Here is a 14,200-nt window from a genome sequence, read left to right as displayed (position 1 = left end):
GAGGCTCTTACCTAGGACTCCTGGGTGAGAGCCTCAGCCAACACCCGCTTAAGAATCTTGCCGGTCGGGCCCAAGGGTAGCTCTTCCTTAAAAATGTAGCGGCGCGGGTACTTATAGGCTGCAAGTTCCTGGCGAGCTAGCTGATCTAAGGAGGCGATCAGCTCAGCCTGCTGCGCAGCATCCAGGGGTTGGCGAGGCACCACCACCGCCACGATTTCTTCACCCACCACATCTGAGGGCTGACCCACTACAGCCACCAGCTGGAGGGCAGGGTTAGTGTAGAGAACGTCCTCAATTTCCCGCGGGTAGACGCTGTTACCGTTACGCAAAATCATGTCTTTAAGCCGGTCAACAATAAAGATGTTCCCCTCCTCATCGAGTCGAGCAATATCACCGGTGGCAAACCAGCGACCCTTGAGCACCGCAGCGCTAGCCTCAGGGCGGCCCCAATAACCGGCCATAACATTAGGCCCAGCCACCCACAGTTCACCGGCCTCACCCGTAGCTAAGGGCTGCCCCTCTTCATCGACGACCTTGACCTCCACACCGGGCAGGGCCCTGCCCACAGAACCAATGACCAGGCCGTACTCAGCCCGGTTGAAAGAGACAACCGGCGCTGTTTCGCTCAGCCCATACCCCTCATAGATAGGGCAGGCTACCAGGCGCTCAATATCGGCGTGTACAGAGGCCGGTAAGGCTGCACCACCTGAGATACCGAAGCGGACACGCCCCTTCAGACGGTGCGCCAAGGCCGGGTCGGTGCCCAGGTAGCTGGCCAGGGCACCATACATGGTAGGAACCGCAGCAAAAATTGTGACCCCGGCTGTGGCGCACAGTTGGGCGGCCCCACCCGGTGTGAAACGAGGCAGCAGGGCGATAGCGGCGCCTGCTGCCAGTACCGCATTCATCGATACAGTCTGCCCGAAGGCGTGAAAGAGCGGAAGGCCCCCAAAGATTACGTCATCTGCGGTGAAACCGAAAACATCTGCGCAGGTCAGGGCGTTAGAGAGCATATTAGCGTGGGTAAGGGTAGCCCCCTTAGGGGCACCAGTAGTTCCCGATGTGTAAAGAATAACCGCAGGGGTCTGGGCCCGCACAGGGGAGGGCTCCCAGGCCTGCTGTGCCGGGGCGTCCCTATCGAACATGGCATCGGCAGAAAGCACCTGAACGGCCAGCTGCGGCCCCACCTCTTCACGAATCTGCTCGCTTTCCTGGCCCACGCGCGTACCGGCGGCTGCCACCAGAAGCCGGGCGCCAGCGTCCTGCACCTGGTAGGCAGCTTCACGCGCCGATAGCAGCGGGTGCATGGGCACCACTACCGCCCCCAAAGACAGGGCACCATAGTAGAGGCTCACCATGGCCGGCACATTCGGCAGGGCCAAAGCTACCCTATCGCCAGGGGTGAGGCCTCGCTCCCCCAGCCAGGTGCGGGCAGCACCTACCGCCGTGACCAGCTGCTGGTAGCTCAAGGAGCCACCGGCCCAGGTCAGGGCAGTGCGGTCCGAATCAGCGCGGGCAGCAAGGAGGGTCGCTAGATTGTGCTGGGGTGAAGAGTCTGCAGTGTGCTGGGAGTGCTGGGAGTGCTGGGTATTCACAGGGTGCCTTTCCTGACGGGCCTAGCTGACCCTGCCTATTCTTTCATACCTGACCGCTTAACACCTCTCGGTGAAAGCTCCCAGGGTAGGGATAAGCACCCTATAGGTCTAGACAGGGTTGCTAAAAAGACCCGACTTCTGAGAAAGTGAAGATATGACAGATGCGAACCACACTCTGACCGAACAAGACATTGACTTTCTTAACTCGGTCTTCGACCTGGCACGGGACAACAAACCGATAGCCCTCAAGTCCCTTTTCGACCAGGGCGTACCCGTTGACCTCACCAACGCCAAGGGCGACACCCTGCTCATCTTGGCCGCCTACCACGAACACTCAGAGCTGGTACAGCTACTCATCAACGAAGGCGCCGACCTGGACCGTCTCAACGAACGAGGCCAAACCGCCCTGGTCTGCGCCACCTTCCGCAACAACCTGCCCATCGCCCGCATGCTCCTGGATGCAGGTGCTGACGAAACGCTAGGAAGCCAGACCCCAGCTGACGTAGCAGAATTTTTCAACCTTGAAGAGATGAAGCAGCTCTTCGCATAAATCCCGGCTTCGCACACACCAAGGGCGGGCTACCGTACAGAGGTAGCCCGCCCTCATATTCACTTCTCTAACCTATGCCGCCCATTCTAGGAAGAGGGCAGCTACCTTTTCGCCTCCCTGCGGATCACGGGCAATGACCATGACAGTATCGTCACCGGCAATCGTTCCCAGCAGGGGTTCTAAACCAGCCTGGTCAATAGCCGAGGCCAAGAACTGGGCCGCACCCGGCGGGGTCCGCAAAATCACCAGGTTAGCTGAGGCCTCTGCGGTCACCAACAACTCCTTGAAGAGAGAAACCAGGCGGGCATCGGGGCCTTCTTGAGTACTACGACGCACCGGGTGGTTAGGCACCGCATAGATCAGCCCTGACTTTTCATCGCGCACACGCTCAGCCCCAATTTCCACCAGGTCACGCGAAAGGGTCGCCTGAGTCACCTTGAGCCCGTCATCGGTGAGCAGCTTAGCCAGTTCAGCCTGCGAGCGCACACGGTGGGTTTGAAGAACCTCGATGATGCGGGCCTGACGCGCGGTTTTGGTGGAGGGGATCGCCATTGTTTCTTCTCTTTTTCTGGTGCCTGGTGTCTTAGAGAGCTGTGCGGACGTCGGTGGCGAGGTTGGACTCGGCGAGCAGGAAGGCCATGAGGGCTTTTTGGGCGTGAAGACGGTTTTCGGCTTCGTCAAAGACGACGGAGGCGGGCCCGTCGATGACGTCGGCGGTGACTTCGTAGCCGCGGTAGGCAGGTAGGCAGTGGAGGAAGATGGCGCCTTCTGCTGCCTTGTTCATGGCTTCGGTGTTGACGGTGTAGGGTTTGAAAACCTGGGCGCGGGCTTCTTTTTCGTCTTCTTGGCCCATAGAGACCCAGGTGTCGGTGATGACGACATCCGCACCGGCAAGGGCCTGGTCGGGGTCGGTGGTCACCAGGACTGATCCGCCGGTTTCCTTTGCGCGTTCTTCTGCTTCTGCGACGACGGAGTCTGCGGGCAGGTAGCCTTCTGGGCCGGTGATGCGCACGTGCATTCCGGCGGTGGCCCCGCCTAGGAGGTAGGAGTTGGCCATGTTGTTAGCTGCATCCCCCAGGTAGACCATGGTCAGGCCAGTGAGGTCGCCTTTGTGCTCGCGGATGGTGAGCAGATCGGCCAGGATCTGGCAGGGGTGGTAGTCGTCGGAGAGGGCGTTGATGACGGGTACGCGGGAGTGCTGGGCCATTTCTTCCAGGCCGGCTTGGGCGTAGGTACGCCAGACGATGGTGGAGACCATGCGGGAGATGACGGAGGCAGTATCTGAGATGGTCTCTTTGTGGCCGAGTTGGGCTTCGCCGGGGTTGACGATGAGGGGGTTGCCGCCGAGCTCTGCAATTCCTGCGTGGAAGGAGAAGCGGGTGCGGGTTGAGGTTTTGTCGAAGATGACGGCGGCGGTCTGGGGCCCTGCTAGAGGCTTGTAGCCGTAGCGGTCAGCTTTCATGGAGGCGGCTAGGTCAAGTACCTGGGCTTGTTCGTCGGGGGTGAGGTCGGTGTCTTTGAGGAAGTGGCGTACCACGGTGTTCTCCTAGGGGTGGGGGTGTTTCTACTGCTGACGGGCTTGAGCCAGGATGGTGGGGAAGGCTTCAGCAAATTTGGCCAGTTCTTCATCGGTGATGGTCAGGGCTGGGGCGATGCGGATGGTGCGAGTATCGGGGGCGTTGACGATGAATCCGGCTTCTCGTGCTGTGCTTACGAAGGCTGGGGCGAGGGGGGCACCGGTTTGGGTGGTTTCTTCGGTTAGGACGATGCCGATGAGTAGGCCCGCTCCCCTGGTTTCTTCTACACCCCCTGTTTTTTCGATGGCTGCCCGGAAGGTAGAGCCGCGGTCGGTTGCTGCCTCTAGTAGCCCTTCTGCTTCGATGGTGGCTAGGGTTGCGGTGGCGGCTGCGGTGGCTAGGGGGTTGCCGCCGAAGGTGGTGCCGTGCATGCCTGTTTGGAGGGTGCGGGTGTTCTCTTCACCGGTGACGATCATGGCGCCGATGGGGAAGCCGCCGCCTAGGCCTTTGGCTAGGGTGATGGCATCGGGCAGGTTGGTGCCGGTGAGTTCGCGGGAGTGCTCGAACCAGCGGCCGGTGCGGCCCATACCGGTTTGTACTTCGTCCACGATGAGTAGGGCACCGTGGGCGCGGGTGAGTTCACGGGCGCGGGTTAGGTAGCCTTCTGGCAGGGGCAGCACGCCAGCCTCACCCTGGATGGGTTCGATGATGAGGGCGGCAACATCGTCGGTGAGGTTCTCTTCGAGGGCTTGGAGGGTGGCCGGGATGTGCTTGATGCCGCCAGGTAGGGGCTCAAAGGGTTCGCGGTAGGCGGGCTTCCAGGTCAAGGAGAGGGCGCCGATGGTGCGGCCGTGGAACCCGTGGTCAAGGGCTAGGATGGTGCCTTTGCCGTGGGTGTTGCCGTGACGGCGGGCCAGCTTGTAGGCTGCTTCGTTGGCTTCGGTGCCGGAGTTGCAGAAGAAGACGCGGCCGTCCTCAGCGCCCAGGTAGCCAAGCAGGCGGTGAGCTAGAGAAATCTGTTGGGGTGTGGTGAAGAAGTTGGAGACGTGAGCTAAGGTGGCTGCTTGCTCACTGATGGCCTGGGCCCAGGCGGGGTGGGCATGGCCAAGGGCGTTGACAGCAATACCACCGAGCAGGTCTAGGTAGACCTTGCCGTCGGCGTCTGTGACGCGGGAGCCCTTGCCTTCTACCAGCACCAGGGAGGGGTCACCGAAGACACCGAGTAGCTCATCTTTGTAGTTGGTCAGTAGTTGTTCTTGAGACATGGTTTTCCCCTTGCTGAGTGAAGTGGTCCTAATAGGTGATGGGCTTGACCTGGAAGTCAGGTGCTGGGTGGTGCCAGGGGGTGTCCTCGACATTATCGGGGGTGAGCTGGGTGCCGATACCGCGGTCAGTGAAAATTTCCAGCAGGGGCGAGTGAGCCAGGCGACCATCGACGATAGAAGCACGAGGAACACCTTGCTCAACGGCTTGCAGGCAGGCACCCATCTTGGGAATCATGCCCGAAACCAGGGTGGGGAGCATGGCTCGCAGTTCGCTCACGGTCAAGGATGAAATCAGCGAATCTTTGTGGGGCCAGTTGGCGTACAGACCTTCAACGTCGGTAAGGACGACCAGCTTTTCAGCTCCCAGGGCTGCAGCGACGGCTGCGGCGGCGGTATCTGCATTAACGTTGAGGATTTCCCCGGTAAGACCCGCTAGGCCGTGGTTATGTTCCGGGTATTTCTCGGGGTCGTGCATTTCAGGGGCGATGGATGAAATGACGGGAATTTTACCGGTTTGAATCATGGACATGATGGCGGTGGTGTTCACACCGACAACTTCACCGACCAGCCCCAGATCTACTTCTTGCCCATCTACTACAGTGCCGATACGGCGAGCGCGCAGCAGCCCGCCGTCCTCACCGCTCATAGCAACAGCAAAAGGCCCGTGAGCATTGATGAGGGAGACCAGTTCGCGGGCTACCTGCCCGGTGAGCACCATACGGACTACGTCCATAGCTTCGGGGGTGGTGTAGCGCAAGCCGCCGCGAAATTCGCTGTGGATACCAAGCTTGCCCAGCATGGCGGTAATCTGCGGGCCGCCACCGTGTACCACTACTGGGCAGATGCCGATGGTGCGGAGAAAGACCATGTCTTCTGCAAAAGCGGCGCGCAACTCCTCTGAAATCATGGCGTTGCCACCGTATTTGAAGACCATGACCTTACCCCGGAACTGTTGAATCCAGGGGAGGGCTTCCATGAGGGTTTTCGCTTTTTGCTGGGCGGTGTCGAAGCGGGCGTGGGCGTTTTTTTGCTCTGCCATAGGGGTCCTTTGGTTAGCTGGAGTAGGCTGAGTTTTCGTGCACGTAGTCGTGGGTGAGGTCGTTGGTCCAGATGGTAGCTTCATGCTGGCCTGCACCTAAATCAATATCGACGGTGACCTTACGGTGTGCGGCAAGATCGACCAGGGAGCGGTCTTGGCCGATACCGCCGCCGGTGCACACCTGCACCCCGTTGATGGTGACGTTGACGTTTTCCGGCTCAAAGGTAGCTGAGGTGGTGCCTACCTCGGAGAGGATTCGGCCCCAGTTGGGGTCATTACCAAAGATGGCGGTTTTGAAGAGGTTAGAGCGGGAGACAGCCCGAGAGACTTCTTCAGCGTCCGCTTCACTAGCTGCGCCCAGGGTCCGCACGTGAATGTCGTGGCTGGCGCCCTCGGCATCCCCAATGAGCTGCAGAGCCAAATCTTGGCAGACCTTGGTGAGAGCTTCTGTGAAGACCCCCAGGTCAGGTTCAATATCTGATGCACCAGAACTCATGAGAATGACGGTGTCGTTGGTAGACATGCACCCATCTGAGTCAGCCCGGTTGAAGCTCAGGCGCACTGCTTCACGCAGGGCAATATCAAGATTTTCAGGTGAGATCAGAGCATCGGTGGTAATAACAACCAGCATGGTGGCCAGACCGGGGGCCAGCATGCCAGCACCCTTCGCCATACCACCAATCAGGTAGTAGCCGCCCTCTTCAATTTCTACACCGATAGCGGCCTGCTTTGAGACAGTATCGGTGGTCATGATAGCTTCAGCGGCGGCCAGGGAGGAGCCGGGGCTTACACCTAGGGAGGCTAGGGCGTCCTTGGTTCCGGCGGTGAGCTTGTCCATGGGTAGGCGCTCGCCGATGAGGCCGGTGGAGCAGACTAGGACGTCACCGGCCGAGATGCCCAGCAGCTCGGCCAGGAGTTCAGCGGATGTGTGGGTGTCTTGGAAGCCGGGGGCACCGGTGCAGGCGTTAGCGCCACCGGAGTTGAGGAGGACGGCGTCCGCCCGGCCATCGCTGATAACTTGCTGGCTCCAGAGGACGGGGGCGGCGGCAAAACGGTTGCTGGTGAAGACGGCGGCGGCGTTTTTGACGGGCCCGTCGTTAACGACCAGGGCGACGTCCTTTTTACCGTCAACGGCGCTGATTCCGGCGCGCACACCGGCTGCCCGGAAGCCACGGGGGAAGGTGACGCCTTGGGTGGTGATGCCTTCAATCTGGTGGATAGAGTCGGTCACGGTGCGAGTCCTTCCTGGAGTAGGCCTGCATTTTCGGGGAGCCCGAGGGCAATATTCATGGACTGGATGGCACCGCCGGCGGTACCTTTAGCCAGGTTATCAATGACGCTGGTAACGATAAGGCGCCCGGTGTGTGCGTCGAAGGCTAGTTGCATTTCGGCGTGGTTGGAGCCCTGCACGCTCTTGGTGGTGGGCCACTGCCCTTCTGGGAGCAGGTGCACGAACTGTTCATCGGCGTAGGCCTGCTGCCAGGCTTCCCGCAGCTGAGCCTCGGTGACACCTGGGCGGACGCGGGCGGTGGCGGTGGCGAGGATGCCGCGGGGCATGGGGGCTAGGGTGGGGGTGAATGAAATCTGCACCTCTTCCCCTGCGATGTGGGAGAGTTTTTCTTCAATTTCGGGGGTGTGCCGGTGGGAACCGCCGACCCCGTAGGGGCTCATGCTGCTCATGGCTTCGGCTGAGAGCAGGTGGGGTTTGAGGCTCTTACCTGCCCCTGAGGTGCCTGAGGCGGCAACAATGACAACATCTCTGGGTTCGAGCAGACCGGCGGCAAAGCCGGGAGCTAGGGCCAAGATGGAGGCTGTGGGGTAGCAGCCGGGCACGGCAACTCGCTTACTACCTGCCAGGTTTTGACGCTGTTTACCGGTACCAACTGGTAGTTCAGGTAGGCCGTAGGGCCAGGTGCCGGAGTGTTCTGAGCCGTAGAACTTTTCCCAGGCCTCTGCGCTGTCGAGGCGGTGGTCTGCCCCTGCGTCAATCACCAGGGTGTTTTCGGGTAGCTGGGCGGCGATCTCTGCACTTGCCCCGTGGGGCAGGGCCATGAAGACAACGTCGTGCCCGCTGAGGGCCTCGGCGGTGGTGTCTGTGACCACCAGGTCGGCGTAGGCGCGAAGATGGGGGGACAGATCGCCGAGTCGGGAACCAGCGGACGAGTGGGCGGCCACGGTTTTTACCTCAACGTGGGGGTGGGTGGCCAAAAGACGCAGAATCTCACCACCGGCGTACCCGGTGGCTCCTGTGACAGCTACGGTAATAGTCATAGCACCATCTTTGCATGTTTTTACATACTAGTAAATATTTATGCAATGTGTGTCGTAGTGTAAAACCACCCCAGCCCAAGTCAGCCCAGGCAAGCCCACAACAGACTAAGCCAGTTCAGCGCCCTTACGCTGACGAATCATCATAAAAGTAGCAGCAACCCCACCACCAAAGACCAGAATGGCACCAGCCAGACGGAACATAGCACTACGCTTCTGAGAGGCCACCGTACTCTCAGTGACCGGCACCAAGCTACCTGCCTCACCAGTACGGGCAACCGTCAAATGGCTCTCATCAGTCTGCACCAGCAGGGCATCAACCTTCTGCGGGAAATCAGCGCTCACAGTGCCCGTCTGAGAACCACGGAACTCAACAGCAGACCCGGGGTTAACCTGCACCGGGTCAGCAATCTCAGAAACGAAGGTCTTATCAGCCATAGCAGCATCATCAGGCAGCGTTCCCTTATAGGTGGCCACATTGCTATCGCCTTGCAGGTCGCTGGTGAGCTTCTCAAAACTGCCGGCCATCACCCAGGAGCGCCCCTCGTAGCCTTCATTGGCGCGGGCCTCGTTGAAAGTGCGCACACCACCGATGAGCAGTAGCATCGCCAGAAGTGAAGCTACCAGCATGATGCCAGCAAGGGCTAGCTTAGGGCCCAGGGGCCCGCGAGGTTCCTCGTAGTATTCTTCTTCTTCCGAGAAGGTGAAGAAGTCGTCGGTGCGGTCATTTTCGTCGAAGGTATCTTTATCTTCGAGGTAGCGCTGATCGCTCACGGTGCATCTCCAGAGGTTGTGGGTGATTGCCTAGACAAGGCGGGAAGTCCATTCTACCGTGTCAGACCCAAAAAAATTGGCCAGCCCTCTCAAGGCCCAGCCTTTTCCAGGCCCTCTCTAAGAAAACGTCCCCTCCCCCACCTCAACCTCAGCCGAATCACCCCCTGCTAAGACATATGAGCCCGGCGGACGCGCATCCGCCGGGCTCATTCCCACTTAGCTATTACCAGGCTTTAATGCCTCTAAGCACGCTGAACCGCGCCGAAACGCTCGGCGGCCAGGGCCACACCAGCCTCACGAACCTCAGAGGCCTCATCGGCGGTGAGGGTGCGGTCAGTTGCACGGAAACGCAAGGCAAAGGCTAGAGACTTCTTGCCCTCTTCAATGCCGATGCCGCGGTAGTCATCAAAGACGCGGACGTCCTCAAGCAGCTGGCCCGCGCCCTCTACCAGGGCGGCAGCAAGATCCGCGGCAGGAACCTTAGCATCAACAACCAGGGCAACGTCCTGGTTAGCAGCCGGGTAGCCAGAAATACCGGTAGCCTGCACAGCCTCACCAGCCTGAGCAATCAGGGCAGTGAAGTTGAGCTCAAAGGCACTGGTGCGCTCAGGCAGATTCAGCTTAGCCAGGAGCTTGGGGTGTAGCTCACCGGCGTAGGCGATAACCTCACCGGCAGCGTCCTTCAACACGGCGGTGCGGCCAGGGTGGAAGGCCTGATGCTCACCATTTTCAACCGTGAGCTTCACGCCAGCAGCATCAGCAACCAACAGAACAGAATCTAGGGCATCGCGCCAGTCAAAGGCGCGAGCGCTCACACCCGGAGTTTCTTCATGCTCAGCACCAGCAAAAAGACCGGCAATGTGGCGGGGCTGCTCAGGGATGCCAGCATTCAGGTCAGCTAGTACCTCATCGGCAGGTTTGACGCCCAGGCCGGGAATGGAGGCTGAACCTAGCTGGGTGCCGGGGATAAAGACGGAGCCGGTCTCGTAGATGGCTAGGTTCTTGAATCCGCGGGAGAGGTTGCGGGAAAGAACGTCGGTCAAGCCCGGCAGTAGGGAGCGGCGCATCCAGCCCTGGGCGGATGAGATGGGGTTAACTAGGCGGATAGAGTCCACCTTCTCACCGGCGATAGGGCTTGCCCAGAGGTTGTTATCTTCATCAGAGACGAAGGGGTAGGCAAAGACCTCGGTCAAACCGGAGGCTGCCAGGGCGTTCAGGGCCCGGCGGCGCAAGGTCTGCTCGACAGTGTAGCCGCGCCCAGGAGGGGCCACAGGCAAGGTGGAGGGAATCAGGTCGTAGCCGACCAATCGGGCGACTTCCTCAGTCAGGTCTTCCTTAGCGCCCAGGTCGGTGCGCCAGGAGGGAACAGTGACCTCGTAGGAGCCCTCAGCTACCTCAACGCTGGCACCAATCTGTTCCAGGGAACCAACGATTTGCTCCTGGGTGTAGTCGATGCCGATACGGCCTGCGGTGTAGTCAGCGGGCAGGGAGATGACGGTGGGGGTAAAGCTGCCACCGGCGTCCGTTACGCCCTCATCGGCGCTGGCACCGGCTAGTTCAACCAGCAGGTCAACGGCGCGCTGGGCCGCAGCGGCCTGAATCTGGGGGTCAACACCACGCTCAAAACGCTTGGAGGCCTCAGATGAGAGCTTGTGGCGGCGGGCGGTGCGGGCGATAGAAACCTCATCGAAGCGGGCTGCTTCAATGACGATGCGGGTAGTTGAGTCAGTGACCTCAGTGGAGGCCCCACCCATCACACCAGCCAGGCCAATAGGGCCGGACTCATCGGTAATGAGCAGGTCTTCGGTGTTGAGCTCGCGTTCCTTCTCATCCAGGGTGGTGAGCTTCTCGCCAGCCTCTGCCCGGCGCACGGTGATGCCACCTGCCAGCTTATCTGCATCATAGAAGTGCAGGGGCTGGCCGGTCTCAAGCATGACGTAGTTAGAGATATCAACCGGCAAGGAGACGGAGCGGACGCCCGCCAGGCGCAGGCGGGAGGACATCCAGGTGGGCACAGGGGCGGTTGCGTCCACGCCACTGACCGAGCGGGCCACAAAGCGGGTGGCCCCGTCCTTACCGTGGATGGGGGCTGAGTCGGTGAGGGTGACGGGCACACCAGAGTCGTTGGCAGCAGGTGCCTTAGCGGCCAGATCAAGAACAAAGTCCTCGAAATCGTTGCCGGTGGCGTGGCAGTACTCGCGGGCGATACCACGAATGGAGAAGCCGTAACCACGATCAGGGGTCACGTTGACCTCAGCTGCCTCATCATAGAGGCCGAGTAGCTCCATGGCATCGGTGCCAACCTCAGGGTCAAGCCCCAGGGTGGAGAGCACCAGAATACCGCCCTGGTCTTCACCGATACCTAGCTCCTTGACGGAGGCAATCATACCGGCTGACTTATGACCGTAGGTCTTGCGGGCGGTGATAGCGAAACCGCCAGGCAGCACAGCACCGGGCAGGGTCACTACAACCTTGTCCCCAGGCTTGAAGTTGTGGGCGCCGCAGATAATGCCCTGCACACCGGACTCTTCAATGCCCTTACCGGTCAGGGTCTGCTGCTGGCCCTCAGGCACAACGCGCACCTGGCACCAGTTAACGGTTTTACCGTTGGAATGGGTTTCAGGCTCCATGGAGAGCACCTGGCCCACCACGATGGGGCCGGTTAGCTCGTCGGTGGGGCGGTGAACGTCTTCTTCTTCAAGGCCAACCTTTACCAGGGTTGCCATGACATCTTCGGCGCTTGCGTCGGCCGGGACGGGTGCGTATTCACGCAGCCAGGAAAGGGGTACGCGCATGGGTTAGATCTCCATCTTGAACTGCTGTGAGAAACGGACGTCGCCTTCAATCATGTCGCGCATATCTTGGACGCCGTTGCGGAACATGAGGGTACGTTCGATGCCCATACCAAAAGCGAAACCTGAGTAAACTTCGGGGTCAACACCGGCTGCTCGTAGCACGTTGGGGTTGACCATACCGCAGCCACCCCACTCGATCCAGCGGGGGCCGCCCTTAGCGTCCGGGTGCCAGACATCTAGCTCGGCAGAAGGCTCAGTGAAGGGGAAGTAGTTGGGGCGCAGGCGAATCTTGGCTTCTTCGCCGAACATGGCACGGGCCATGTGCTCTAGGGTGCCTTTAAGGTCAGCCATGGTCAGGCCCTTATCAACCGCCAGGCCCTCAATCTGGTGGAAGACCGGGGTATGGGTGGCATCGAGCTCATCGGTGCGGTAGACCTGGCCGGGGCAGACCACGTAGAGGGGCACATCGCGGGAAAGCAAGGAACGCATCTGCACCGGTGAGGTGTGGGTGCGGAGCATCAGGTGGGCGCTGGTGGGCTCCACAAAGAAAGTGTCTTGCAGTTCACGCGCCGGATGGTCAGGCTTGAAGTTCAGTGAGTCGAAGTTGTACCACTCTGATTCGAGTTCGGGGCCGTCTGCAATCTCCCAGCCCATACCCACGAAGATATCGCACATCTGTTCCTGTAGGACGCTGATGGGGTGGCGCCCGCCGATGCGGCGGCGAGGAGTGTGGGCGGTGACGTCCACTGCTTCTTCAACTAGGATGCGGGCATCGCGCTCTTCTTCCAGCTGGGCGTTGCGTGCTTCAAGGGCCTTGGTCAGGCGTCCGCGCGCCTGGCCCATGAGCTTACCGACCTCAGCCTTGTGCTCCTTGCGCAAATCGCGCATCTGCTTATTGGCTAGGGTGAAGCTGGCCTTATCGCCGGTGAAGTCCAGGCGCACGCGCTTGAGCTCTTCAAAGTCAGCGGTTTTCTCAGCGATTTCCTTCTGGGCGCGCTCAAATTCGGCGGTGAAGGCCTCGCGGACGGTTTCAAGACCGTTCTCGGGGTCTTTTTCTAGAATGGCGCGAATGTTAGCCAGCACCTGGAAGGGTGTGGGGTTCTCAGGCACCTCGGGCAAAGAATCAGTCATGTGCACTTCTCTTCACATTGTGGGCGTAACGGGCGCTGATGCGCGCCCATGGCATCAAGACACTAGTTTAGTGCAAATGCGCGGTAGGTGCTGGCCTTGTCTACCTTGTGAGCTCCGCGGACTCGCTACCCAGGCTCCACAATCTTTTTACAAGAATGGGCCCTCTGGCTTTTGCCGGAGGGCCCATTGGGGTTGTAGTCGCTAGCGATTAGCGCAGGATGGAAGATACTGACTTGTTAGAGACGACGACAATCCAGACAATGGCCAGCACAATCCACAGCAGGTAAGCCACTACCAGGATGGGGGCGAAGACCAAAGAACCAATGAGGAGCCAGATAGCGCCGATAATACCGATAGCGGCAAAGATGTAGCCAAGGATACGGCCGGCCTTCTTGTACTTAGCCATCAGGCCGTAGACCAGGGCAAAGAGACCCAGACCAATGAGCGTACTTACTACGCTCAGCAGGGGGTTCTTTTCAACAACAACCTGCTCACCATAAACATCAATGACCTCGGGGGTGAAGAAGTAGTTCAGCAACTGGGTCAGGAGATAGACGACAGCAGTAGCTAAAAGAACTGCCTGTGAGCGGCTGTGCTTCTGTTCAGCGTCAGGAGCTACAGGCTGCTGGCCGTACCCGGTGTTGTCGAAACCAGGCTGGACGTTAGGGCTTACGGGTGCACCTTGAGCGTTGACAGGTGCCTGGTATTCATTGGGGTTAGGTGACTGAGTCATCTTCTATGCCTTTCAAAAATAAAAAGTGTGCATACTAATTCTACCGCTTAGACGTAGCCTGACCTACCCCTTTTCAGCAGAGAGAGAATATTTACCCCAAAATTACGCGCGGACGCCCGCCAAGATCTCCTCCACAATAGGAAAATCAGCAGGAATCCAGGGCAGCTCCAACGCTGTGGCATCAAGCGGAACCCAGCGCAACTCAGAATGATCTTGCAAGGCGGTGGCACGTCCGTCCGCAATTTCTGCAAACCAAACCCGCATAGCCGCCTTCTCGTTCAGCACCCAGCCCTGGGGGTGAGGGCCGGTGATTTCAACACCGAGCCTAGCAATAATGCCGAGTTCTTCACGAAGCTCGCGCAGCAAGGCATCCTCACAAGCTTCACCGGGCTCAACCTTGCCACCAGGAAACTCCCAGAGGCCCGCCAGCGCAGGCGGAGCAGAACGCTGGCCCACCAACAGGCGGGTAGGGGCAGCCAAGGAATCAACAATAGCTGCCCCAACCACCTGCACCGGGTACACAGCAGCGGCGC

12 protein-coding genes and 1 pseudogene are annotated in these 14,200 nt (G+C 59.8%); 1 reads left to right on the top strand and 12 read right to left on the bottom strand.

Annotation, left to right across the window (positions count from 1 at the left end; translation table 11 throughout):
• Positions 1 to 11 precede the first annotated feature (11 nt).
• A complete protein-coding gene (locus ACEE09_RS02850; protein WP_449081885.1) occupies positions 12 to 1,595 on the bottom strand; it encodes an AMP-binding protein in 1,584 nt (527 codons plus the stop codon).
• A gap of 154 nt (positions 1,596 to 1,749) precedes the next feature.
• Between ACEE09_RS02850 and ACEE09_RS02845 the strand changes: the two genes are divergently transcribed.
• Positions 1,750 to 2,145 (top strand): ankyrin repeat domain-containing protein, encoded by a 396-nt coding sequence (locus ACEE09_RS02845; RefSeq protein WP_449081884.1) that lies wholly within the window; start codon positions 1,750 to 1,752, stop codon positions 2,143 to 2,145.
• A 72-nt stretch (positions 2,146 to 2,217) separates the two neighbouring features.
• On the opposite strand, the pseudogene ACEE09_RS02840 reads toward ACEE09_RS02845, so the two are convergent.
• From ACEE09_RS02840 to ACEE09_RS02790, 11 genes and pseudogenes are all read right to left on the bottom strand, one after another.
• Positions 2,218 to 2,706, bottom strand: a pseudogene (locus tag ACEE09_RS02840) (arginine repressor); the annotation flags it as partial.
• Positions 2,707 to 2,728: 22 nt separating this feature from the next.
• Entirely contained in the window at positions 2,729 to 3,682 is a 954-nt protein-coding gene (gene argF / locus ACEE09_RS02835) for an ornithine carbamoyltransferase (protein WP_449081882.1), read from the bottom strand.
• A 27-nt stretch (positions 3,683 to 3,709) separates the two neighbouring features.
• Positions 3,710 to 4,927, bottom strand: coding sequence for an acetylornithine transaminase (locus ACEE09_RS02830; protein WP_449081880.1), 1,218 nt, complete (start codon positions 4,925 to 4,927; stop codon positions 3,710 to 3,712).
• A gap of 28 nt (positions 4,928 to 4,955) precedes the next feature.
• Positions 4,956 to 5,966 carry an acetylglutamate kinase gene (gene argB, locus ACEE09_RS02825; RefSeq protein ID WP_449081878.1) on the bottom strand — a complete coding sequence of 337 codons (1,011 nt, stop codon included), beginning with the start codon at positions 5,964 to 5,966 and terminating at the stop codon, positions 4,956 to 4,958.
• Positions 5,967 to 5,979: 13 nt separating this feature from the next.
• Entirely contained in the window at positions 5,980 to 7,197 is a 1,218-nt protein-coding gene (gene argJ, locus ACEE09_RS02820) for a bifunctional glutamate N-acetyltransferase/amino-acid acetyltransferase ArgJ (RefSeq protein WP_449081876.1), read from the bottom strand.
• Positions 7,194 to 8,237, bottom strand: a complete 1,044-nt coding sequence (argC, locus tag ACEE09_RS02815; protein ID WP_449081875.1) for an N-acetyl-gamma-glutamyl-phosphate reductase — start codon at positions 8,235 to 8,237, stop codon at positions 7,194 to 7,196. Before argC ends, argJ begins: the two co-directional genes overlap by 4 nt.
• A 105-nt stretch (positions 8,238 to 8,342) precedes the next feature.
• Positions 8,343 to 9,008 carry a hypothetical protein gene (locus ACEE09_RS02810; protein ID WP_449081873.1) on the bottom strand — a complete coding sequence of 222 codons (666 nt, stop codon included), beginning with the start codon at positions 9,006 to 9,008 and terminating at the stop codon, positions 8,343 to 8,345.
• A gap of 242 nt (positions 9,009 to 9,250) precedes the next feature.
• A complete protein-coding gene (gene pheT, locus ACEE09_RS02805) occupies positions 9,251 to 11,803 on the bottom strand; it encodes a phenylalanine--tRNA ligase subunit beta (RefSeq protein ID WP_449081871.1) in 2,553 nt (850 codons plus the stop codon).
• Between the two features lie 3 nt (positions 11,804 to 11,806).
• On the bottom strand, positions 11,807 to 12,934 hold the full coding sequence (pheS, locus tag ACEE09_RS02800; RefSeq protein WP_449081869.1) for a phenylalanine--tRNA ligase subunit alpha: 1,128 nt from the start codon (positions 12,932 to 12,934) through the stop codon (positions 11,807 to 11,809).
• A 208-nt stretch (positions 12,935 to 13,142) separates the two neighbouring features.
• On the bottom strand, positions 13,143 to 13,667 hold the full coding sequence (locus ACEE09_RS02795) for a hypothetical protein (RefSeq protein ID WP_449081867.1): 525 nt from the start codon (positions 13,665 to 13,667) through the stop codon (positions 13,143 to 13,145).
• A gap of 102 nt (positions 13,668 to 13,769) precedes the next feature.
• Entirely contained in the window at positions 13,770 to 14,189 is a 420-nt protein-coding gene (locus tag ACEE09_RS02790; RefSeq protein WP_449081865.1) for a (deoxy)nucleoside triphosphate pyrophosphohydrolase, read from the bottom strand.
• Between the last annotated feature and the right edge of the window lie 11 nt (positions 14,190 to 14,200).

The sequence above is a fragment of the Rothia sp. 88186D007BW genome (assembly GCF_053544215.1).
The sequence above is the reverse complement of the archived record's forward strand: the minus strand, read 5'-3'. Positions and strand labels throughout refer to the sequence as shown.

Coding starts and splice junctions, on each gene's coding strand:
- pheS (WP_449081869.1), bottom strand. CDS start 12,934: ATGACTGATTCTTTGCCCGAGGTGCCTGAGAACCCCACACCCTTCCAG.
- ACEE09_RS02845 (WP_449081884.1), top strand. CDS start 1,750: ATGACAGATGCGAACCACACTCTGACCGAACAAGACATTGACTTTCTT.
- ACEE09_RS02830 (WP_449081880.1), bottom strand. CDS start 4,927: ATGTCTCAAGAACAACTACTGACCAACTACAAAGATGAGCTACTCGGT.
- pheT (WP_449081871.1), bottom strand. CDS start 11,803: ATGCGCGTACCCCTTTCCTGGCTGCGTGAATACGCACCCGTCCCGGCC.
- argB (WP_449081878.1), bottom strand. CDS start 5,966: ATGGCAGAGCAAAAAAACGCCCACGCCCGCTTCGACACCGCCCAGCAA.
- argC (WP_449081875.1), bottom strand. CDS start 8,237: ATGACTATTACCGTAGCTGTCACAGGAGCCACCGGGTACGCCGGTGGT.
- ACEE09_RS02795 (WP_449081867.1), bottom strand. CDS start 13,667: ATGACTCAGTCACCTAACCCCAATGAATACCAGGCACCTGTCAACGCT.